Genomic DNA, 21,329 nt, shown 5'->3' with positions numbered 1-21,329 from the left:
TTTTTGTTAATGAATTGTAATGAGCCCGTCAATACTAACCGATAGTTGGGTTCCATGAAAGGCAATCATGATTCAGCTATAATGCGGCAATTGATAACTACTGAAAATACCATGAAGAAAACTTCTTATAGAAATCACCGGCTTGAGCGATTCAGCTCACGACAAGCCACTAAGCCTGCTGGGGAAAGCCAGCCGAAACGGGTGATTTTGTTCAATAAACCCTACGATGTTTTGCCCCAGTTCACAGACGAAGCCGGACGCAGCACGCTGAAAGACTTTATACCGGTTCCGGGCGTGTACGCCGCCGGGCGACTGGACCGCGACAGCGAGGGTCTGCTGGTGCTCACCAACGATGGCGCATTGCAGGCAAGCCTCACGCAGCCTGGCAAACGCACTGGCAAAATCTATTATGTGCAAGTTGAAGGCGAACCCACTGATGACGCGATCGACGCGCTGCGCAACGGCATCACGCTCAACGATGGCCCCACCCTGCCCGCTGGTGTGGAACGTGTTGACGAACCCGCCTGGCTGTGGCCGCGCAATCCGCCGATTCGCGAGCGCAAATCCATTCCCGCCTGCTGGCTGAAAATCACCCTTTATGAAGGCCGCAACCGCCAGGTCCGGCGCATGACTGCCCATGTCGGTTTTCCCACTCTGCGCCTCATCCGCTACGCTATGGGGAACTACACGCTGGAAAACCTCGCCAATGGCGACTGGCGCGACGCTTAATCTCAGGGAGAAAACGATGTTCAAACCCCATGTCACTGTGGCCTGCGTTGTTCATGCGCAGGGGAAATTTCTGGTGGTGGAAGAAACTATTCACGGCAAAGCGCTGTGGAACCAGCCTGCCGGTCATCTGGAAGCCGATGAAACACTGGCCCAGGCGGCAAAACGTGAGCTGTGGGAAGAGACCGGCATCGACGCCGAACCGCAGCACTTTGTCAGAATGCATCAGTGGCTTGCGCCAGACGGCACGCCGTTTCTGCGCTTCCTTTTTGCCATTGAGCTTAACGAAATGTGCGCCACTGAACCGCACGATAGCGATATCGACCGCTGTCACTGGGTGTCGGCAGATGAGATCCTGACTGCGTCCAACCTGCGCTCGCCGCTGGTTGCAGAGAGTATCCGCTGTTACCAGGCCGGCCAACGTCTGCCGCTGGAAACGATCGCAGAATTTAACTGGCCGTTTACAGGGGATGCCTGAGCCGCCAGCCCGTGCTAGAATACGCCGCCCTGAAGTTCTTCGTTGTGAGTATTCTTATGTCTGATAGCCCAAAAAAAGTGATCGTCGGCATGTCCGGCGGTGTCGACTCTTCTGTTTCCGCTTACTTGTTGCTGCAACAAGGCTACAAAGTGGAAGGCCTGTTCATGAAGAACTGGGAAGAGGATGACGGCGAGGAATACTGCACCGCGGCGGCAGATCTTGCCGACGCGCAAGCTGTTTGCGACAAGCTCGGCATTGAGCTTCACACCGTGAATTTTGCCGCAGAGTATTGGGACAATGTGTTCGAGCATTTCCTGGCTGAATACAAAGCCGGACGCACGCCAAACCCGGATATTCTGTGCAACAAAGAGATCAAATTTAAAGCCTTCCTTGAGTTCGCCGCCGAAGATCTTGGCGCGGATTATATTGCCACCGGCCACTATGTGCGCCGTGCCGATGTCGACGGTAAAAGCCGCCTGCTGCGCGGTCTCGATGGCAATAAGGATCAGAGCTACTTCCTTTATACGCTGGGCTCCGATCAAATCGCCCAGAGTCTGTTCCCGGTCGGCGAGCTGGAAAAACCGCAGGTGCGTAAAATTGCCGAAGAGCTGGGGCTTGCCACCGCGAAGAAAAAAGACTCGACCGGCATCTGCTTTATTGGCGAGCGCAAATTCCGCGAGTTCCTTGGGCGCTACTTGCCTGCTCAGCCGGGCAAAATCCTTACCGTTGACGGTGAAGAGATTGGCGAACATCAGGGTCTGATGTACCACACCCTCGGCCAGCGCAAAGGGTTGGGCATTGGCGGCACCAAAGAGGGCAGCGAAGATCCGTGGTATGTGGTCGATAAAGACGTCGAAAACAATATCCTGATTGTCGCGCAGGGCCACGATCACCCGCGCCTGATGTCTGTCGGGCTGATTGCTCAACAGCTGCACTGGGTCGATCGCGAGCCGTTCACCGGCACACTGCGCTGCACGGTGAAAACCCGTTACCGCCAGGAAGATATTCCTTGCACGGTGACCGCGCTGGACGACGATCGCATTGAGGTGCGTTTCGACGAACCGGTTGCTGCCGTCACGCCGGGTCAATCCGCGGTGTTTTACCTCGGTGAAGTGTGCCTCGGCGGCGGCATTATTGAGCAGCGCCTGCCGCTGCCCCTTTAAGACATTTTAGCAATACCGGACTGGCGAAAGCCCGCAACCGCAGCACGGTATGCGGGCAGAAAAAGGAGTGAGTGTGGCGAAGAACTATTACGACATTACCCTGGCGCTGGCAGGCATCTGCCAGTCCGCACGTCTGGTGCAAGAACTTGCGCACCAGGGCCACTGTGACGCCGACGCGCTGCATGTTTCACTCAATAGCGTGATTGACATGAATCCGGATTCCACCCTCAGTGTGTTTGGCGGCAGCGAAGCCAACCTGCGTATGGGGCTGGAAACCCTGCTCGGCGTGCTCAACGCCAGCAGCCGCCAGGGACTGAACGGTGAATTGACCCGCTATACCCTGAGCCTGATGGTGCTGGAGCGCAAACTTGCCGCCAATAAAGGGGCGATGGAGACGCTCGGTAACCGCATTAACGGTTTACAGCGCCAGCTTGAACATTTCGATCTTGAATCAGAAACGCTGCTCAGCGCCATGGCCGCCATCTATGTGGATGTTATCAGCCCGCTCGGGCCGCGTATTCAGGTCACCGGTTCCCCTGCCGTGCTGCAAAGCTCGCAGGTGCAGGCGAAAGTGCGCGCCACCCTGCTCGCCGGGATCCGCGCCGCCGTGCTGTGGCATCAGGTCGGCGGAGGCCGACTACAGTTAATGTTTTCCCGAAATCGCCTGTCGACGCAGGCCAAACAAATTCTCGCTCATTGTTAACCTCCCGGAGTTGTGACTTATGGAATTATCCTCACTGACCGCCGTTTCCCCTGTCGATGGACGCTACGGCGATAAAGTCAGCGTACTGCGCGGGATCTTCAGCGAATACGGTTTGCTGAAATTTCGCGTTCAGGTTGAAGTACGCTGGCTGCAAAAACTGGCGGCACACGCGGCGATCAAGGAAGTTCCTGCTTTTGCTGCCCACGCAAACGGTTACCTCGATAAAATCATCGAAGACTTCAATGAAGAAGATGCGCAGCGCATTAAAACCATTGAGCGCACCACCAACCACGATGTGAAAGCGGTGGAGTATTTTCTGAAAGAGAAAGTGGCGGATATCCCCGAACTGCACGCCGTTTCTGAGTTCATCCACTTCGCCTGTACTTCTGAAGATATCAACAACCTCTCTCACGCGCTGATGCTGAAAACCGCCCGCGATGAAGTTATCCTGCCGTACTGGCGCAAACTTATCGATTCGGTGAAAGAGCTCGCCGTGCAGTACCGCGACATCCCGTTGCTCTCCCGCACCCACGGCCAGCCGGCAACGCCGTCGACCCTCGGAAAAGAGATGGCCAACGTTGCTTACCGTATGGAGCGTCAGTACCGCCAGCTTAACCAGGTGGAGATCCTCGGTAAAATCAACGGCGCAGTGGGGAACTACAACGCGCATATCGCTGCCTACCCGGAAGTGGACTGGCACCAGTTCAGCGAAGAGTTTGTGACCTCCCTCGGTATTCAGTGGAACCCGTACACCACGCAGATTGAACCGCACGATTACATCGCTGAATTGTTCGACTGCATGGCGCGTTTCAACACCATTCTTATCGACTTCGACCGTGATATCTGGGGTTATGTCGCACTGAACCACTTCAAGCAGAAAACCATTGCTGGCGAGATTGGTTCTTCGACCATGCCGCACAAAGTTAACCCGATCGATTTTGAAAACTCCGAAGGCAACCTCGGCCTGTCGAACGCGGTATTGCAACACCTGGCGAGCAAACTGCCGGTCTCCCGCTGGCAGCGCGATCTGACGGACTCCACCGTGCTGCGTAACCTGGGCGTCGGCGTCGGCTATGCGCTGATCGCGTACCAGTCGACTCTGAAAGGTATCAGCAAGCTGGAAGTGAACCGCGATCGTCTGCTGGACGAACTGGATCACAACTGGGAAGTGCTGGCCGAGCCGATTCAGACAGTCATGCGCCGTTACGGCATTGAAAAACCGTACGAAAAACTGAAAGAGTTGACCCGTGGCAAGCGCGTAGACGCCGAAGGGATGAAGCAGTTTATCGACAGCCTGGCGCTGCCGGAGGATGAAAAAGTGCGTCTGAAAGCAATGACCCCGGCCAACTACATTGGTCGTGCCATCACTATGGTTGATGAATTGAAATAAGTACCACACCTGCCTGCCCGCCCTCTTTCCCCGGAAAGAGGGTTTCTTCCCTCCCCGGTTGAGTAAATGTTTATCCCTTCTGTTTCAAAATCAGCGTTAAACTATTCAGGTAAAAAATAGAGGGAGAGGTCTGACGATGCGCGTACTCGTTGTGGAAGATAATGCTCTGTTGCGTCACCATTTAAAGGTTCAGTTGCAGGAGCTGGGACATCAGGTCGACGCCGCAGAAGATGCAAAGGAAGCGGATTACTTTCTGAATGAACATCTGCCCGATATCGCGATTGTCGATCTCGGCCTGCCGGATGAAGATGGACTGTCGTTGATCCGCCGCTGGCGCAGCCATGAGGTCACGCTGCCGGTGCTGGTGCTGACCGCGCGCGAAGGCTGGCAGGATAAGGTTGAAGTGCTGAGTGCCGGCGCTGACGATTACGTCACCAAACCGTTCCATATCGAAGAAGTGGTGGCGCGGATCCAGGCGCTGATGCGCCGTAACAGCGGTCTCGCTTCACAGCTGATTTCCATGCCGCCGTTCCAGGTCGATCTCTCCCGCCGTGAACTCTCCGTCAATAACGAAGTGGTCAAGCTCACTGCTTTTGAATACACCATTATGGAAACGCTGATCCGTAATAACGGCAAAGTGGTGAGTAAAGATTCGCTGATGTTGCAGCTTTACCCCGATGCGGAGCTGCGCGAAAGCCATACCATTGATGTGCTGATGGGGCGGCTGCGTAAAAAAATCCAGGCACAATATCCCGATGAGGTGATAACCACCGTGCGCGGCCAGGGTTATCTGTTCGAACTGCCCAAATGAGGCGCGTGCTGCGGCATATTTTGCCGCTTTCTCTGCGAGTGCGCTTTCTGCTCGCCACCGCCGCGGTGGTGATGGTGCTTTCGCTGGCTTATGGCGTTGTCGCGCTGGTGGGTTACAGCGTCAGCTTCGATAAAACCACCTTCCGCCTGCTGCGCGGTGAAAGTAATCTCTTCTACACCCTCGCACGCTGGGAAAACAACACGTTGCGCGTTGATCTTCCTGAGAGTCTGGATCAGCAAAGCCCCACCATGACGTTTATCTACAACAAGCAAGGCCAGCTTATCTGGTCACAGCGCAATGTGCCGTGGTTGCAAAAACGCATTGAACCCGGCTGGCTGACGACCAATGGCTTTCACGAGATTGAAGCGGATGTCGATGCCAGTAGCACGCTGATTGATGACGATCACTCCATGGCGCAGAAGCTTAAAGAGATCCGCGAAGATGACAGCGATTCCGAGATGACACACTCGGTGGCGGTCAATATCTACTCCGCCACCGCGCATATGCCGCAACTGACCATTGTGGTTGTCGATACCATCCCTATAGAGTTGAACCGCTCCTATATGGTGTGGAGCTGGTTCTTCTACGTGCTGGCGGCCAACTTATTATTAGTAGTGCCGCTGCTGTGGCTGGCGGCCTGGTGGAGTTTGCGGCCAATTGAAGCTCTGGCGCGTGAAGTGCGCGAACTGGAAGAGCATCACCGCGTACAGCTCAACCCGGACACCACCCGGGAGCTCACCAGTCTGGTGCGCAACCTGAACCGCCTGTTAAAAAGTGAACGCGAGCGCTACGACAAATACCGCACTACCCTGACGGATCTCACCCACAGCTTAAAAACGCCGCTGGCGGTGCTGCAAAGTACCCTGCGCTCATTACGCAGCGAAAAAATGAGCGTCAGCGATGCCGAGCCGGTGATGCTGGAGCAAATCAGCCGTATTTCCCAGCAGATTGGTTATTACCTGCACCGTGCGACCATGCGCGGCAGCAGTATGCTCAGCCGTGAATTACATCCCGTCGCGCCGCTGCTCGACAGTTTAACCTCGGCGCTGAATAAGGTTTATCAGCGCAAAGGGGTCAACATCACCCTCGATATTTCGCCGGAAATCAGTTTTGTTGGTGAGCAAACTGACTTTATGGAAGTGATGGGCAATGTGCTGGATAACGCCTGTAAATACTGCCTGGAATTTGTCGAAGTGTCGGTGAGCCAGACCGATGAGACGCTGCATATTGTGGTGGAAGATGACGGGCCAGGAATTCCCGCCGCGCAGCGTGAAAGGGTGTTTGATCGCGGCCAGCGCGCCGATACGCTGCGCCCCGGCCAGGGTGTGGGGCTTTCCGTCGCGCGAGAAATCGTCGAACAATATGGCGGAAAGATAATCACCGGCGACAGTCTGCTGGGCGGCGCGAGGATGGAAGTGATTTTTGCGCGTCAGCAAACGGTGATAACGGGCGACTGAACGCCCTTAACATGGCTATAATCCATTATTCATCCAATGATTAATTGCCGGAAACATATATGGAATATCACCTGGAAATAAACTGGCCAGACTTTCTTCAACGCTACTGGCAGAAACGCCCGGTAGTGCTGAAACGCGGATTTAAAGCATTTGTCGACCCCATCAGCCCGGATGAGCTGGCAGGGCTGGCGATGGAGAACGAAGTGGATAGCCGCCTGGTCAGCCATCTTGATGGCAAATGGCAGGTGAGCCACGGGCCGTTCCAGAGCTACGATGATCTGGGTGAAAGCAACTGGTCGCTGCTGGTGCAGGCGGTGAATCATTGGCACCAGCCTGCCGCCGCGCTGATGCGCCCGTTTCGCACCCTGCCCGACTGGCGCACCGATGATCTGATGATTTCGTTCTCGGTGCCTGGCGGCGGTGTGGGTCCGCATCTCGATCAATATGATGTGTTTATCATTCAGGGCACCGGCCGTCGCCGCTGGCGCGTGGGTGAAAAAGCGCGGCTGAGACAGCACTGCCCGCACCCGGATCTGCTCCAGGTGGATCCTTTCGAGGCGATTATTGATGAAGAGATGGAGCCGGGCGACATTCTCTATATTCCGCCAGGATTCCCGCATGAAGGCTATTCGCTGGAGAACTCGCTGAACTATTCTGTCGGCTTTCGCGCGCCAAGCGGTCGCGAGCTGATCAGCGGTTTTGCCGATTATGTGCTGCAACGTGAACTGGGTAGCCAGCGTTATAGCGACCCGGATGTGCCAGAGCGCGAGCACCCGGCGGATGTTCTGCCGCAAGAGGTGGATAAGCTGCGCGAGATGATGCTCGGCCTGATTAATCAGCCGGAACAGTTTAATGAGTGGCTCGGCGAGTTTATCTCCCAGTCGCGCCATGAGCTGGATATCGCCCCGCCAGAGCCGCCTTATCAGCCGGATGAAATCTATGATGCGTTAAAACAGGGCGATAAGCTGGCGCGCCTCGGCGGCCTGCGCGTACTGCGCATCGGCGAAGATGTCTACGCCAACGGCGAGAAAATCAACTCGCCGCACCGCCCGGCACTGGAAGCGCTGGCAAGCCATATCGTATTGAACGGAGAGATGTTCGGCGACGCGCTGGACGATCCGTCCTTCCTCGCGATGCTCGCCGCGCTGGTGAATAGCGGATATTGGTTTTTTGAGGATTGATTTTTGATGTCACCCGGTGGCACCGCACCACCGGGTAATTCTTCGGGTTTATTCCCCTTTCGCGGTTAATTCGGCGATACGTACAATCACCTGTACCGCTTTTTCCATGCCGTCGAGGGTCACGAACTCATGTTTGCCGTGGTAGTTATATCCGCCGGTAAAAATGTTCGGGCATGGCAGGCCCATAAAGGAGAGCTGTGCGCCATCGGTGCCGCCGCGAATCGGTTTCATATCCGGTTCGATATCGCAATCGCGCATCGCTTGCTGAGCAATGTCGATAATGTGCGGAAACTCCGCCACTTTCTCACGCATATTGTAATAACTGTCTTCAATCACCAGTTCGATATAACAATCCGGGTGCAGCCCTTTACCGACGTGTTTGGCAATCTCCATCATCTTACGTTTACGCGCTTCAAACGATTTACGCTCAAAATCGCGAATGATGTAGTGCATCTCGGCGCGTTCAACGGTGCCTTTAATACTGGCGAGGTGATAAAAACCTTCGTAGCCTTCAGTTTGCTCCGGGCTCTCTTCTTCCGGCACCTGCGCGTGGATTTTGCTGGCAAGGGTTAAGGCATTGACCATTACCCCTTTCGCCGTACCGGGATGCACATTATTCCCGGCGATTTTGATGGTTACCGACGCGGCGTTAAAGTTCTCGAACTCCAGTTCTCCGACTCCGCCGCCGTCCATGGTGTACGCCCACTGCGCGCCAAACGCGTCCACATCAAAATGCTTCGCGCCTTTACCCACCTCTTCGTCCGGCGTAAACGCCACGCAAATATCACCGTGGGGAATGTTTTTCTTTTTCAGGACCGCCAGCGCGGTCATGATTTCTGCCACGCCGGCTTTATCATCCGCGCCGAGCAGCGTTTTGCCGTCGGTGGTGATAAGCGTTTGCCCCAGCAACTGATGCAGCACCGGGAACATCACCGGCGAGAGGATCTCATCGCCAACGCCCAGGGCGATATCGCCACCACGGTAATTTTCAAGAATTTGCGGGTTAACGTTTTTGCCGCTGCAATCGGGTGAGGTATCAACGTGGGAAATAAAACCAATCGCCGGGACGGGCGTTGACACGTTTGAGGGCAATTTTGCCATTAACGTGCCTTTATCACTTAACGTCACGTTCGCCAGCCCCATCTCGTTAAGCTGGTCTTGCAATAAGTGCAGGAGCTTCCACTGGCCATCCGTGCTTGGCACCTGGCGGACGCCCGGCTTTGATTGCGTATCCAGAGAAACGTACTGTAAAAAACGCTCTAATAATTTGTCCATGAAGCCCCCCTACAAAATGTCACGACATTATCAGTAAGCGTGAAAAGACAAATATTGCGTCAGGTCACTTTTACCCCGCAAACGACGATATTTTAAAGTTTGTCTTAATAACCGTACTTAATAACCGTAGTTGAGAAAGTGACTGATCGAGCGGCGAAAATGCATCAACGATTGGCGATTTCATTGCTTTGCCGTAGAATGCCAGCCCTTAAATCGTGCACAACCCTGAAGGTGGTTAATCACAAACCCCGCATCTGATAAGCCTTTCGATGCGCAAACACGGGACAGAGTAAAAAAATTGAACACACAATCGCGTTCGCGTTCACCGCTGGTGCAACTGGCCGGTATTCGCAAAAGCTTTGATGGTAAAACCGTCATTTCTGATTTTAATCTCACCATCAATAACGGCGAATTTCTGACACTGCTTGGCCCGTCTGGCTGCGGTAAAACCACGGTTCTGCGCCTGATTGCCGGGCTGGAAAGCGTCGATGTTGGCCATATTCAGCTTGATGCCCAGGATATTACTCACGTCCCGGCGGAACACCGCCATGTGAACACCGTTTTTCAAAGTTACGCGCTTTTCCCGCATATGACCGTGTTTGAAAACGTGGCCTTTGGTTTGCGGATGCAAAAAACCCCGGCGGCAGAGATCGCCCCGCGCGTCACCGACGCCCTGCGTATGGTGCAACTTGACGCGTTTGCCCAGCGCAAATCGCACCAACTTTCTGGCGGCCAGCAACAGCGCGTTGCCATCGCCCGCGCCGTGGTCAATAAACCCCGTTTACTGCTGCTTGATGAATCCCTCTCGGCGCTCGATTACAAGCTGCGCAAGCAGATGCAAAACGAACTCAAAGCGCTGCAACGTAAACTGGGCATCACTTTTGTCTTTGTCACCCACGATCAGGAAGAAGCCCTGACTATGTCAGATCGCATCGTGGTGATGCGCGACGGGCGCATTGAGCAGGACGGTACGCCGCGCGAAATCTACGAAGAGCCGAAAAACCTGTTTGTCGCCAGCTTTATTGGTGAAATCAACATTTTCAATGCCACGGTGATTGAGCGTCTGGATGAGAGCCGCGTGCGCGCCAGCGTTGAAGGCCGCGAGTGCAATATTTACGTCAACTTCGCAGTGGAAAAAGGTCAACAGCTTAATGTCCTGCTGCGCCCGGAAGATTTGCGCGTTGAAGAAATTAACGATATCGCCGATGTGGAAGGGCTGATTGGTTTTGTACGCGAACGTAACTATAAAGGCATGACGCTGGAATCCATGGTCGAACTTGAGAACGGCAAAATGGTGATGGTCAGCGAGTTTTTTAACGAAGACGACCCGGATTTTGACCACTCGCTGGATCAAAAAATGGCCATCAACTGGGTGGAAAGCTGGGAGGTCGTACTGGCTGATGAAGAGCACAAGTAAATTCCAGAATGGGGTGATCGCCACTATCGTTGGTTGGCTTGTGCTGTTTGTCTTTCTGCCCAACCTGATGATCATCGCCACCAGCTTTTTGACCCGCGATGACGCCAATTTCGTCAAGCTGGTCTTCACGCTGGATAACTATGCCAGGCTGCTCGATCCGCTCTATTTCGACGTGCTGCTGCACTCGCTCAATATGGCGGTTATCGCCACCCTCGCCTGTCTAGTGCTTGGCTATCCTTTCGCCTGGTTTCTGGCAAAGCTGCCGATAAAGGTGCGCCCGCTGCTGCTGTTTTTGCTGATTGTTCCTTTCTGGACCAATTCGCTTATCCGCATTTATGGGCTGAAAATTTTCCTCAGCACCAAAGGCTATCTCAATGAGTTCTTACTCTGGCTCGGGGTCATCGACACGCCGATGCGCATTATGTTTACCCCGAGTGCGGTGATCATTGGGCTGGTCTATATTCTGCTGCCGTTTATGGTGATGCCGCTCTACTCCAGTATCGAAAAGCTCGACAAACCTTTGCTGGAAGCCGCTCGTGATCTCGGTGCCAGCAAGCTGCAAACCTTCACGCGCATTATTATTCCGCTGACCATGCCGGGGATCATCGCTGGTTGCCTGCTGGTGATGCTGCCTGCCATGGGGCTGTTCTACGTGTCAGATTTAATGGGCGGCGCGAAAAACTTGCTGATTGGTAATGTGATTAAAAGCCAGTTCCTGAACATTCGCGACTGGCCGTTTGGCTCCGCCACCAGCATCACGTTGACTATCGTGATGGGGCTGATGCTGCTGGTCTACTGGCGCGCCGCGCGTTTGCTGAATAAAAAGGTGGAGCTGGAATGATCGGTCGACTGCTCAGAGGCGGTTTTATGACCGCCATTTACGCTTACCTTTATATTCCGATCATTATTCTGATCGTGAATTCGTTTAACCGTTCGCGCTTCGGCATTAACTGGCAGGGCTTTTCCACGCAGTGGTACAGCCTGCTGATGAACAACGACAGCCTGTTACAGGCGGCGCAACACTCGCTCACTATGGCCGTGCTGTCAGCAACCTTCGCCACGCTGATTGGCTCGCTCACCGCCGTGGCGCTCTACCGCTACCGTTTTCGCGGCAAACCGTTTGTCAGCGGCATGCTGTTTGTGGTGATGATGTCGCCGGATATCGTGATGGCGATTTCGCTGCTGGTGCTGTTTATGCTGATCGGCGTGCAGCTTGGCTTCTGGTCGCTGCTGTTTTCCCATATCACTTTCTGCCTGCCGTTTGTGGTGGTCACCGTCTTCTCGCGCTTAAAAGGGTTTGATGTGCGCATGCTTGAGGCGGCGAAAGACCTGGGAGCCAGTGAGATAACCATTCTGCGCAAAATCATTTTGCCGCTGGCGCTGCCCGCCGTGGCCGCTGGCTGGTTATTGAGTTTTACCCTGTCGATGGATGACGTGGTGGTTTCCTCCTTCGTGACCGGACCAGGGTATGAAATTCTGCCGCTAAAAATCTATTCGATGGTGAAAGTCGGCGTCTCACCCGAAGTGAATGCCCTCGCCACCATTCTGTTAGTACTGTCGCTGGTTCTGGTGATCGCCAGCCAGCTTATTGCTCGTGATAAAACAAAATCTCAGGGGACGTAAATGAAGAAAAACTGGTCACGCCACCTGCTCGCAGCAGGCGCACTTGCCCTCGGCATCAGCGCCGCGCATGCGGACGACAACAACACGCTCTACTTCTACAACTGGACCGAGTATGTGCCGCCAGGCTTGCTGGAGCAGTTCACCAAAGAGACCGGCATCAAGGTTATTTATTCCACGTATGAGTCGAATGAAACCATGTATGCCAAGCTCAAAACCTACAAAGAAGGTGCGTACGACTTAGTGGTGCCGTCGACCTACTTCGTCGACAAAATGCGTAAAGAGGGCATGATTCAGAAGATCGATAAAACGAAGCTGACCAACTTCCACAACCTCGATCCGCAGATGCTCAACAAGCCGTTTGACCCGAGCAATGATTACTCCATTCCCTATATCTGGGGTGCAACGGCAATTGGTGTGAACAGCGAGGCTATCGATCCGAAAACCGTCACCAGTTGGGCGGATTTGTGGAAACCACAATACAAAGGCAGCCTGCTGTTGACCGACGATGCGCGCGAAGTGTTCCAGATAGCGCTGCGTAAACTGGGTTATTCCGGCAATACCACCGACCCGAAAGAGATTGAAGCAGCGTATAAAGAGCTGCAAAAACTAATGCCAAACGTGGCGGCGTTCAACTCCGATAACCCGGCGAACCCGTATATGGAAGGCGAAGTGAATCTCGGCATGGTGTGGAACGGTTCCGCGTTTGTGGCGCGCGAAGCGGGAACCCCGCTGGAAGTGGTGTGGCCGAAAGAAGGCGGTATTTTCTGGATGGATAGCCTGTCGATTCCAGCGAACGCCAAAAACGTCGACGGCGCGCTGAAGCTGATTAACTTCCTGCTGCGCCCGGATATTGCCAAACAAGTGGCGGAAACCATCGGTTACCCGACGCCAAACCTCGCCGCGCGTAAGCTGCTGAAACCCGAAATCGCTAACGACAAATCCCTCTACCCGGATGCAGACACCATTAATAAGGGCGAGTGGCAAAACGATGTCGGCAGCGCCAGCGCCATTTACGAAGAGTATTACCAGAAGTTAAAAGCCGGTCGTTAACGTTGCTGGCCGCAGAAGGCATAACTGTAATCCTGGTTGCCTGTTTTCGGCCGCTAATGTCCAGCCGTGAGCAATGGCAATCTCCTGACAGATAGCCAGCCCAAGGCCTGCACCGCTGTCCCGGCGGTGTGCGCCGCGCCAGAAGCGGGAGAAGAGTAGTGGCAATTCGTCCTGCGCGACTCCCGGCCCACAATCGCGCACGGTAATGCGCTCCACGCTGATTTCCGTGCGCACTTCTGACTCCGGCGGCGCATGCTGGATGGCATTTTCCATCAGGTTTTTTAACAGGGTAAAAAACGCGCCGCGATCGGCCCGCCAGAACACCGCCTCACCCGGCACGCAAAGCGTTAAACTCACCTGCGCGTCATCGGCGATACGCTGCAAAAACTGCACACAATCACGCGCCACCGCGCCGGCATCAACCCGGTCGAAACGGTAACTGAGCGGCTCGCTGGCCTCTGCCAGCAACAGCAATTGCTGCACCTGGCGCGCCAGATGCTCAACCTGGCACAGCAGCGGTTCACGCGCATCGCTGTTATCTTCCATCAACTCCACTTCCGCGCGGATAAGCGTCAGCGGCGTTTTGAGTTCATGGGCGGCTTTTGCCAGAAAATCCTGCTGGGTGCGATACCCCTTCTCCAGCCGCGCCAGCGCCTGGTTAAAGCTGTCAATAAGGGGGGAAATTTCCGCTGGCACACCTTCGGTCTGCAAACGCCCGTCCAGCGAGCGCGGCGAGATTGTTGCCGCCTCAGCGGAGGCGTTACGTAGCGGCCTGAGGGAATATTTCAGGGTGACCCAGGCGCATAAACCAAAGACCACCAGCAGCACCAGGCTGAATAACTCAATACCAAAGCGGATAAACGGCAGGGCAAAACTACGGTGTAAAAAATCAACGAGCCGCGAACTGGCGGTCATCTGAATAAACCATGTTTTCCCTTCGCTCGCATAAAGTTCGGTAGTGCCAATATAGTCATTGCCATGAAGCGTAAATTCAAAGTCGCCAACGACAGGAGTGATGATTTGCTTAAGCGGCGGCCAGTGCTGCGCGCCAGGGGAACTCATTACAACGCGCCCTTTGTCGTCCAGCACCCGGTAAGCCACATCGTCAGCGAGGCTGCTATAGATCCACAGCGGATAGCGATCGCTTTCACTCATCCTGCCCGGCGAAGGATCAAACTGTAATTCGCTGGCTAAGGCGCGCGTATAGTCGCTCAGGTCCATGCCCGGCAGGCGTTCTTTCACCACCAGGCTAAATGAAACCAGCAGGCCGATACTCAGTAACGCCCCGGCAATAAACGCCAGCAGGATCTTCAGCGCCAGGCTATTCAGCCAGTTCGTCTTCACGGATGGCATAACCCAGTCCCCGCAGGTTGATAATCTGCATCTGCGAGCCGATGGAGGAGAGCTTACGTCGCAGGCGATGCAGGGCAACATCCAGCGCATTCGGGGTGACTGCATCGCTCAGCCCCCAACCGGCGGCCTCCATCTGGCTGCGGCGCACCACACTGCCCTGCTTTTGGATAAGAGTAAGCATTATCTGTAACTCTGCCGGCGCCAGCGCAATGCTGTGCTGCCCGCACTGCATCACGGCGGATTCCGGTGACAGGGTTAAATCTCCCCACGCCGGTTGCAGCGGCTGGCTGGCGGCGGGCCGACGCAGCAACGCGCGGGCGCGCGCTACCAGTTCCTCCATGGCAAACGGTTTGGGGAGATAGTCATCGGCACCCGCTTCCAGCCCCTGCACCCGGTCATGCAGCGCATCACGGGCGGTAAGGATCAGGCACGGAATGGCAATCCCCGCCTGGCGCAGGCGTTGCAAAAGCTGCAAGCCGTCACCATCGGGCAGGCCGCGATCGAGCACCAGCCCCTGATAGGCCACCTGCGTGATCGCCGCCCAGGCGGTGTCACCGCGCCCGACAATATCCACGGCGATGCCCGCGCTGGAAAGTCCTTTCGCGATCAGCCGCGCCAGGTATTCGTGATCTTCAATTAACAGTATTCGGCCCATCAGAATTTATACATGTAGCTCAAAAAAAGGCGGTTTTCGTTATTCCTGTCCACTAACGGGCTGTCCTTAATGTCTGATGCCAGCAGCGTCACTTCCACATCAAATGTCAGATAGTTATGCGGATTTATTTGATAGACGCTGCGTAACCCTAATTCAGTGTTAATACTGGCGTCGCCCTGGTAAGCAGGCCGCCACGCGCGGGCTTCATCCGGGCGCACACCATAGTAATAATTGACATAACTGGCGTTATAGCGATTGGCGACAATGCGCGGCGTCAGCGTGATATCACCCCACTGCCAGCTTCTTTCTGCGCCGAGGCGAATACGCTGCCCGTTACTGTTATCGGAGATATCGTGTGTCCAGTCGCTGAAAATGTTCGCCACGTCGTTTTGCCACTCGACTTTGGCGCCAGCCCAGAAACCGCTTTTGCGTTTAGCCATATCGCGGAAGATCCACGAATCATCCTCGTCATAACCTGAGCCGTCGTAGCTGGCAATAAGACCGAAATTAAGCTGTTGAGTTTCACTGAGTGACAATTCCGGCAGGATTATCTCTGCCTGGGTGCCGGCAAAACGAAACCACGGGCTGGAGAAATAGAGGATCGGCAACGGGGAATATTTGCGATCGATGTCGGTGTAAGGCTTTTGCGTGCTGGCAACCCCGACGCCTAACCCCCATTCGGTGGGATTTTCGGCGGCAGCAGTAAAGGAAAGAGAGAGCAGACCCGCAGCGATAATGCGGCGTGAGACGACAACCATGATAACGCTCCTGTTAATGGTGGAAGCGCTATCATCAGCAGTAAATTCTTACGGGGAACTTACTGGTTTTTGCCGCCTTATCTGGCCTACAACCCTTTCAACAACTTCTCGACGTACTCCGGCACCACCACACTCGCAAGGCCGTAATGTTTTTCTTCGAACTCGCTGCCGACCTGGCTCGGTTCGAGGTTCAACTCAACGGTATGCGCGCCGTGCAGTTTGGCTTCGTGAACAAACCCGGCGGCGGGATAAACATGCCCGGAGGTGCCGATGGCGATAAACACATCGGCCATCGCCAGCGCGCTGTAAATTTCATCCATGCCGAGCGGCATTTCGCCGAACCACACCACATGCGGGCGCAGCGCGGAGGGAAACTGGCAGCAGTGGCACTTATCGTCATGCGTCACATCGTCGGTCCACTCCAGCACCTGTCCGCTGTGCGAACAACGCACTTTCAGCAGCTCGCCGTGCATATGAATAATGTGCTCATTCCCGGCGCGCTCGTGCAGGTTATCGATATTTTGCGTCACCAGTAAAAAGCGATCGCCCAGCGCCGCTTCCAGTTTTGCCAGCGCCAGATGCGCCGGATTCGGCGTAATTTCTGGCTGCTGAAGCTGGCGACGGCGATCGTTATAGAACCTTTGTACCAGTTCCGGGTTACGGGCAAACCCTTCCGGCGTGGCCACATCTTCTACATGATGCTCTTCCCAAAGCCCATCCGCCGCGCGGAAGGTACGAATACCGGACTCGGCGGAGATGCCCGCCCCCGTCAGAACAACAACTCTCGGTTTTTCCATTACGTCATGCACCATTATGTCGCGGAAAAAGATTCGCTGGCGTAACCGCTCGCGCAGGCGGCGTTTGTTACGGCGAAAACGGCTGAGACGATGTGAACGTCGCGATTGCATGGCATCCTCTCAGAGCTAATCAGTAAGGTGAAGAAAGGCCGCGCCGCGCATACCGCCCGCGTCGCCATGACGCGCGCGCTCAATACGTGGCACGTCACCCGCCGGTAATAAATGTGGCGCGATCCGTTCCGGCAACAGCCGGGTCAGGGCGCTGAAATTCGATAAGCCACCGCCAATCACCAGCAGGTCCGGGTCGATAATGGTGAGGATATTTCCCAGACACACCGCCAGCAAATCAACGTAGCGCTCAACGTGCGCCAGCGCCTTCGCCTCCCCCTGCTCCCAGCGCGCGATAATTTCCGGCGCGGGCAATGTTTGATGATAGAAGTGTCGGTACAACCACGCAAAACCGCGGCCGGAGAGATAGTTCTCAATACAGCCGATTTTGCCGCAGCCGCAGCGGGTAAGAGGAAAATCAAACCCCATCAGCCCGAGCGCATCGACGGGCAAGCGGGTGTGGCCGAATTCACCGGTGATAAAGCGCCGTCCGGGAATCGTTTTGCCTTTAACCACCAGCCCGCCGCCAACGCCGGTGCCGAGAATAAGCCCCATCACCAGCGGATACTGGCGGAACTCATCATCCCAGGCTTCAGAAAGGGTAAAACAGTTGGCGTCGTTATCCATGCGCACATCGCGCGCCAGTAACGCGCTGAGATCGCGGCGCAGAGGTTTACCGCTGGCGGCGGGAAGATTGGCGGCATACAACGTGCCGTCGGCGGTTTCGGGCATACCGGGAATGCCGATGCCGATACTGCCTTTAACACCGAAATGCGCATCGGCGTCGGCGACCAGCCCGGCAATCGCATGCAGAAAGGCGTCGTAGCTTTCATGAGGGGTGGCGACACGTTTTTCCCACTGCAAACGCCGCCCGGCGTCAAAGACGCCAAGGGCAATTTTGCTGCCGCCGATATCAAATCCGTAGTTCATCGCCACTCCTTGATTGTGGCCTGTCACATGCGGGATTACTGCCCGCTCAGTACGCGTGCCGGATCAATATTGCTCGCCCGACGTGCCGGATACCAGCTCGCCAGCAGGCTTAATAACAACGCTGTTACCAGCACATACACCACATCCAGCGGGTGTAATTCTGACGGCAGGAAATCGATAAAGTAGATATCCCCCGACAGGAACTGATGGCCGATAAACTTTTCAATCACATTGATAATCGGCGTCAGTTGCAGCGACACCACGACGCCAATCACCACGCCGCACAGGCTACCAAACAGCCCTGCCAGCAGGCCGTACCAGACAAAAATCGCGCGGATCAGGCCATCTTTCGCGCCAAGGGTGCGAAGCACGGCGATATCACCGCTTTTGTCTTTTACCGCCATTACCAGCGTCGAAACAATGTTAAAACAGGCCACGCCAATGACCAGCACCATCGCCAGGTACATAATGGCGCGGATCATCTGAATGTCGCGGTACATGTAGCCATATTTGCCGATCCAGCTTTTGATATAAACATAGCTGTTGGTCACTTCGCCCGCGTCGCGCACCAGCTTATTGGCGTTAAAGACATCGTTCACTTTGATGGCAATACCGGTGACGCTGTGGCCCATATCGAGGTATTGCTGCGCATCAGCCAGCGGGATCATGGCGTAGTTGTGATCGAGTTGGCCGCTGAGTTGCAAAATGCCGGTAACGTGCAGGCGCACACGTTTCGGTTGCAGCAGCTTATGGGCATCGTCAGAGTTAGGGATCATGATCGATACCCAATCGCCGCGCTTCACTTTCAGCGCGTCTGCTACGCCTTTGCCGAGAATGATTTGCTGTGAACCGGCGCTAAACCCTTGCCAGGCATCGCCCTGCACAAACTTCGGCAGCGCGCTCAGGTGCGTTTCCTGCGCCGGATCGACGCCTTTCACCTGGATGGCGCGCAGGTTCGCCCCGCTCTCCACCAGCCCGGTAAAGTTGATGTAGGGCGCAGCCGCCGCAATGCCCGGCACTTTCTGCACTTTACCCAGCACTTCATTCCAGCCATTCCACGGCTGATTTACCGGCTCGATTTCACCGTGCGGCACCACCGCCAGAATGCGGTTATTCAGCTCGCGTTCAAAACCGTTCATCGCGCTTAAACCGACGATCAACACCGCCACGCCCAGCGCGATACCCACGGTCGAGATCACCGAAATCAGCGACACCATGCCGCTACGGCGGCGGCCCCGGCTAAAACGCAGACCTATTAATAACGACAGCGGTGAGGCCATTAGTCTGCCCCCATCAGGGTCACGTCGGTATCAAGATGGCCATCACGCATTTCCAGTTGACGGTTCATGCGCTTCGCCAGTTGTAAATCGTGCGTCACCACCAGGAAAGCGGTGCCCTGGGATTTGTTCAGTTCGCCCAGCAGAGCAAAAATGCTGTCGGCGTTGCGGGCATCGAGGTTACCGGTGGGTTCATCTGCCAGCACCAGACGCGGGTTATTGACCAGCGCACGGGCGATCGCCACGCGCTGGCGTTCCCCGCCGGAAAGCTCAGAAGGCCGGTGGCTGGCGCGGTGTTCAAGACCAACGGCGCGCAGCATCTCGCGGGCACGGGTATCAATTTCTGCCGGTTTCTTTTTGCCAATCAACAGCGGCATCGCCACGTTTTCCAGTGCGGTGAAATCCGGCAACAAATGGTGGAACTGGTAGATAAAGCCCAGTTCGCGGTTACGCAGCTCGGCTTTCGCCGTTGACGACAGTTTGCTCATCGCCCTGTCGCCAAAAATCACATCGCCGGAGGTCGGCGTGTCCAGCCCGCCGAGCAGGTGCAGCAGCGTACTTTTGCCGGAGCCGGAACTCCCGACAATCGCCATCAACTCCCCTTCCGCCATGCTAAAGCTGACGTTGTGCAACACATCGGTTTGCACATTGCCTTCCTGATAGCGTTTGCACAGGTTGTCGCATTGCAACAGGATTTTATTCATAACGTAAAGCCTCAGCGGGTTGAGTGGCGGCAGCGCGCCAGGAAGGATAAAGCGTTGAAAGCAGCGCGATGGCCATCGCCACCAGCGCAATGCCGACCACCTGTAGCGGATCGATCGCCACCGGCAGCGCCGCGCCGTCGAGCAGCGCGCCAATAATCGGCATCAAATTATTTAACTGGCTGGCAAGCAGCGCGCCCAGCGCGGCACCGAGCAGTGCGCCGATAATCCCGGCGCTGGCGCCCTGCACCATAAACACCGCCATAATCTGGCGCGGCGTTAAGCCCTGCGTTTGCAAAATCGCCACCTCGCCCTGTTTTTCCATCACCATCAGGCCCAGCGAAGTAATGATGTTAAACGCGGCGACGGCGACGATCAGGCTCAGCAGCAGCCCCATCATGTTTTTTTCCATGCGCACGGCCTGGAACAGCTCGCCTTTGCGATCGCGCCAGTCATGCCATTGTGTGCCTTCCGGTAAGGTTTGTTGGCTGAGAACATCAACTTTCAGCGGCTCGTTCAGCCATAAACGCCAGCCGGTGATATTGCCCGCCGGGTAGCGCATCAGGCGCGAGGCATCATCAATGTTGACCAGCATCTGGTATTCATCAACTTCACTGTTGGCGGCAAAGGTGCCCACCACGGTAAACAGACGCTGGCTGGGCAGGCGGCCCATCGGCGTAAACTGGCTGGCGGAAGGCACCATCACGCGGATTTGATCGCCACGGTTCACGCCCAGTTGCCCGGCGAGTTGCTCGCCAAGAATGATGTTGTATTTTCCTGCTTGTAAATCGCTTTGTTGGACATTCACCAGATAAGGGGTGAGCGGATCTTTTTGCGCCGGATCGATACCCAGCATCACGCCCACCGCGACGCTGCGTGCGCTTTGCAGCACCACATCTCCGGTGGTCAGCGGCGCAATGCGCGACACGCCTTGCAGTTTTAAGGCACTGGCGGGAAGTTGTTGCGGGTTCAGCGACCCTTTTTGCGTGGTGAGCGTGGCCTGCGGCATCAGCCCCAGGATGTTATTTTGCAGCTCGCGTTCAAAGCCATTCATCACCGATAACACCGTGACCAGCGCCATAACGCCCAGGGTGATGCCAATGGTCGACAGCCAGGAGACAAAGCGGCCGAAGCGGTCCGCTGCGCGTCCACGCATGTAGCGTAGACCTATGAAAAGAGTGACAGGCTGATACATGAGATCCATCTGGTTGCGGTTAGCAGACTCAGGAGTATATAAGTGAAAATCCCGAGCGTAAATGAGTGAAACGGTAACTATTCGTCAGCACAATGCCAAAAAACGTCGGGAAATCAAATTACTAACCGCGCAATGATTTCTGTGAGCTGGCACACGTTTGCGCGCAGCGTAACCGTCACCCTGCGGCTTATCCGAAATTTAACAAATACAGACACTTCCCCGTTACATCCACCGCCTCGTTCACCAGGATCTTTAGCCGGGATTATGGCAAAACAGGCACA

General features: G+C 55.4%; 21 protein-coding genes. 12 read left to right on the top strand and 9 right to left on the bottom strand.

The window, feature by feature from the left end; translation table 11 throughout:
• Positions 1-81: 81 nt before the first annotated feature.
• The 8 genes from rluE to Q5705_00465 all read left to right on the top strand — a co-directional run bounded on the left by rluE (position 82) and on the right by Q5705_00465 (position 7,909).
• Positions 82-729 carry a 23S rRNA pseudouridine(2457) synthase RluE gene (gene rluE / locus Q5705_00500; protein ID WLI77083.1) on the top strand — a complete coding sequence of 216 codons (648 nt, stop codon included), beginning with the start codon at positions 82-84 and terminating at the stop codon, positions 727-729.
• Positions 730-745: 16 nt separating this feature from the next.
• On the top strand, positions 746-1,204 hold the full coding sequence (locus tag Q5705_00495; protein ID WLI77082.1) for an NUDIX hydrolase: 459 nt from the start codon (positions 746-748) through the stop codon (positions 1,202-1,204).
• A gap of 29 nt (positions 1,205-1,233) precedes the next feature.
• Entirely contained in the window at positions 1,234-2,367 is a 1,134-nt protein-coding gene (gene mnmA, locus Q5705_00490; GenBank protein WLI79080.1) for a tRNA 2-thiouridine(34) synthase MnmA, read from the top strand.
• Positions 2,368-2,440: 73 nt separating this feature from the next.
• The gene (gene hflD, locus Q5705_00485) at positions 2,441-3,070 is read left to right on the top strand and encodes a high frequency lysogenization protein HflD (GenBank protein WLI77081.1); all 630 of its coding nucleotides are present in this window, start codon (positions 2,441-2,443) and stop codon (positions 3,068-3,070) included.
• Positions 3,071-3,089: 19 nt separating this feature from the next.
• A complete protein-coding gene (gene purB / locus Q5705_00480; GenBank protein WLI77080.1) occupies positions 3,090-4,460 on the top strand; it encodes an adenylosuccinate lyase in 1,371 nt (456 codons plus the stop codon).
• A gap of 136 nt (positions 4,461-4,596) precedes the next feature.
• Entirely contained in the window at positions 4,597-5,271 is a 675-nt protein-coding gene (gene phoP / locus Q5705_00475; GenBank protein WLI77079.1) for a two-component system response regulator PhoP, read from the top strand.
• Positions 5,268-6,728, top strand: a complete 1,461-nt coding sequence (gene phoQ / locus Q5705_00470; GenBank protein WLI77078.1) for a two-component system sensor histidine kinase PhoQ — start codon at positions 5,268-5,270, stop codon at positions 6,726-6,728. The genes phoP and phoQ overlap by 4 nt, the downstream gene beginning before the upstream one ends.
• A gap of 59 nt (positions 6,729-6,787) precedes the next feature.
• A complete protein-coding gene (locus Q5705_00465; protein ID WLI77077.1) occupies positions 6,788-7,909 on the top strand; it encodes a cupin domain-containing protein in 1,122 nt (373 codons plus the stop codon).
• A gap of 48 nt (positions 7,910-7,957) precedes the next feature.
• On the opposite strand, the gene pepT is transcribed toward Q5705_00465, so the two are convergent.
• Positions 7,958-9,184: a peptidase T gene (pepT, locus tag Q5705_00460; GenBank protein ID WLI77076.1), complete on the bottom strand. Its 1,227-nt coding sequence runs from the start codon at positions 9,182-9,184 to the stop codon at positions 7,958-7,960.
• 238 nt (positions 9,185-9,422) lie between these two features.
• Here pepT and potA point away from each other — a divergent pair, with 238 nt between their 5' ends.
• The 4 genes from potA to potD are packed head-to-tail and all read left to right on the top strand — an operon-like array spanning position 9,423 to position 13,274.
• Complete coding sequence (gene potA / locus Q5705_00455; GenBank protein ID WLI79079.1) at positions 9,423-10,601, top strand: spermidine/putrescine ABC transporter ATP-binding protein PotA; 1,179 nt, start codon at positions 9,423-9,425, stop codon at positions 10,599-10,601.
• Positions 10,585-11,442, top strand: a complete 858-nt coding sequence (gene potB, locus Q5705_00450) for a spermidine/putrescine ABC transporter permease PotB (GenBank protein ID WLI77075.1) — start codon at positions 10,585-10,587, stop codon at positions 11,440-11,442. Before potA ends, potB begins: the two co-directional genes overlap by 17 nt.
• Complete coding sequence (potC, locus tag Q5705_00445; GenBank protein WLI77074.1) at positions 11,439-12,224, top strand: spermidine/putrescine ABC transporter permease PotC; 786 nt, start codon at positions 11,439-11,441, stop codon at positions 12,222-12,224. The genes potB and potC overlap by 4 nt, the downstream gene beginning before the upstream one ends.
• A complete protein-coding gene (gene potD / locus Q5705_00440; GenBank protein ID WLI77073.1) occupies positions 12,225-13,274 on the top strand; it encodes a spermidine/putrescine ABC transporter substrate-binding protein PotD in 1,050 nt (349 codons plus the stop codon).
• On the opposite strand, the gene Q5705_00435 is transcribed toward potD, so the two are convergent.
• The 8 genes from Q5705_00435 to lolC all read right to left on the bottom strand — a co-directional run bounded on the left by Q5705_00435 (position 13,257) and on the right by lolC (position 21,048).
• Positions 13,257-14,627 (bottom strand): ATP-binding protein, encoded by a 1,371-nt coding sequence (locus Q5705_00435; GenBank protein WLI77072.1) that lies wholly within the window; start codon positions 14,625-14,627, stop codon positions 13,257-13,259. The two genes, potD and Q5705_00435, sit on opposite strands and share 18 nt — an antisense overlap.
• A complete protein-coding gene (locus Q5705_00430) occupies positions 14,596-15,282 on the bottom strand; it encodes a response regulator transcription factor (GenBank protein WLI77071.1) in 687 nt (228 codons plus the stop codon). The genes Q5705_00435 and Q5705_00430 overlap by 32 nt, the downstream gene beginning before the upstream one ends.
• On the bottom strand, positions 15,282-16,040 hold the full coding sequence (locus tag Q5705_00425) for a MipA/OmpV family protein (GenBank protein ID WLI77070.1): 759 nt from the start codon (positions 16,038-16,040) through the stop codon (positions 15,282-15,284). Before Q5705_00425 ends, Q5705_00430 begins: the two co-directional genes overlap by 1 nt.
• An 86-nt stretch (positions 16,041-16,126) precedes the next feature.
• Positions 16,127-16,948: an NAD-dependent protein deacylase gene (gene cobB / locus Q5705_00420; protein WLI77069.1), complete on the bottom strand. Its 822-nt coding sequence runs from the start codon at positions 16,946-16,948 to the stop codon at positions 16,127-16,129.
• Between the two features lie 15 nt (positions 16,949-16,963).
• The gene (gene nagK, locus Q5705_00415; GenBank protein WLI77068.1) at positions 16,964-17,875 is read right to left on the bottom strand and encodes an N-acetylglucosamine kinase; all 912 of its coding nucleotides are present in this window, start codon (positions 17,873-17,875) and stop codon (positions 16,964-16,966) included.
• A 35-nt stretch (positions 17,876-17,910) separates the two neighbouring features.
• Positions 17,911-19,155, bottom strand: coding sequence for a lipoprotein-releasing ABC transporter permease subunit LolE (gene lolE, locus Q5705_00410; protein WLI77067.1), 1,245 nt, complete (start codon positions 19,153-19,155; stop codon positions 17,911-17,913).
• Complete coding sequence (gene lolD / locus Q5705_00405) at positions 19,155-19,856, bottom strand: lipoprotein-releasing ABC transporter ATP-binding protein LolD (protein ID WLI77066.1); 702 nt, start codon at positions 19,854-19,856, stop codon at positions 19,155-19,157. Before lolD ends, lolE begins: the two co-directional genes overlap by 1 nt.
• Positions 19,849-21,048 (bottom strand): lipoprotein-releasing ABC transporter permease subunit LolC, encoded by a 1,200-nt coding sequence (gene lolC / locus Q5705_00400; GenBank protein ID WLI77065.1) that lies wholly within the window; start codon positions 21,046-21,048, stop codon positions 19,849-19,851. The genes lolD and lolC overlap by 8 nt, the downstream gene beginning before the upstream one ends.
• Positions 21,049-21,329 lie beyond the last annotated feature (281 nt).

The organism is Kosakonia sp. H02 (assembly GCA_030704225.1).
Classification (GTDB): domain Bacteria; phylum Pseudomonadota; class Gammaproteobacteria; order Enterobacterales; family Enterobacteriaceae; genus Kosakonia.
The sequence above is the reverse complement of the archived record's forward strand: the minus strand, read 5'-3'. Positions and strand labels throughout refer to the sequence as shown.

Excerpts from the sequence above, each read along its gene's own strand:
- rluE (WLI77083.1), top strand. The coding sequence starts at position 82 with ATGCGGCAATTGATAACTACTGAAAATACCATGAAGAAAACTTCTTAT.
- Q5705_00495 (WLI77082.1), top strand. The coding sequence starts at position 746 with ATGTTCAAACCCCATGTCACTGTGGCCTGCGTTGTTCATGCGCAGGGG.
- purB (WLI77080.1), top strand. The coding sequence starts at position 3,090 with ATGGAATTATCCTCACTGACCGCCGTTTCCCCTGTCGATGGACGCTAC.
- phoP (WLI77079.1), top strand. The coding sequence starts at position 4,597 with ATGCGCGTACTCGTTGTGGAAGATAATGCTCTGTTGCGTCACCATTTA.
- phoQ (WLI77078.1), top strand. The coding sequence starts at position 5,268 with ATGAGGCGCGTGCTGCGGCATATTTTGCCGCTTTCTCTGCGAGTGCGC.
- Q5705_00465 (WLI77077.1), top strand. The coding sequence starts at position 6,788 with ATGGAATATCACCTGGAAATAAACTGGCCAGACTTTCTTCAACGCTAC.
- pepT (WLI77076.1), bottom strand. The coding sequence starts at position 9,184 with ATGGACAAATTATTAGAGCGTTTTTTACAGTACGTTTCTCTGGATACG.
- potB (WLI77075.1), top strand. The coding sequence starts at position 10,585 with ATGAAGAGCACAAGTAAATTCCAGAATGGGGTGATCGCCACTATCGTT.
- potC (WLI77074.1), top strand. The coding sequence starts at position 11,439 with ATGATCGGTCGACTGCTCAGAGGCGGTTTTATGACCGCCATTTACGCT.
- potD (WLI77073.1), top strand. The coding sequence starts at position 12,225 with ATGAAGAAAAACTGGTCACGCCACCTGCTCGCAGCAGGCGCACTTGCC.
- Q5705_00435 (WLI77072.1), bottom strand. The coding sequence starts at position 14,627 with ATGCCATCCGTGAAGACGAACTGGCTGAATAGCCTGGCGCTGAAGATC.
- Q5705_00430 (WLI77071.1), bottom strand. The coding sequence starts at position 15,282 with ATGGGCCGAATACTGTTAATTGAAGATCACGAATACCTGGCGCGGCTG.
- Q5705_00425 (WLI77070.1), bottom strand. The coding sequence starts at position 16,040 with ATGGTTGTCGTCTCACGCCGCATTATCGCTGCGGGTCTGCTCTCTCTT.
- cobB (WLI77069.1), bottom strand. The coding sequence starts at position 16,948 with ATGCAATCGCGACGTTCACATCGTCTCAGCCGTTTTCGCCGTAACAAA.
- nagK (WLI77068.1), bottom strand. The coding sequence starts at position 17,875 with ATGAACTACGGATTTGATATCGGCGGCAGCAAAATTGCCCTTGGCGTC.
- lolE (WLI77067.1), bottom strand. The coding sequence starts at position 19,155 with ATGGCCTCACCGCTGTCGTTATTAATAGGTCTGCGTTTTAGCCGGGGC.
- lolD (WLI77066.1), bottom strand. The coding sequence starts at position 19,856 with ATGAATAAAATCCTGTTGCAATGCGACAACCTGTGCAAACGCTATCAG.
- lolC (WLI77065.1), bottom strand. The coding sequence starts at position 21,048 with ATGTATCAGCCTGTCACTCTTTTCATAGGTCTACGCTACATGCGTGGA.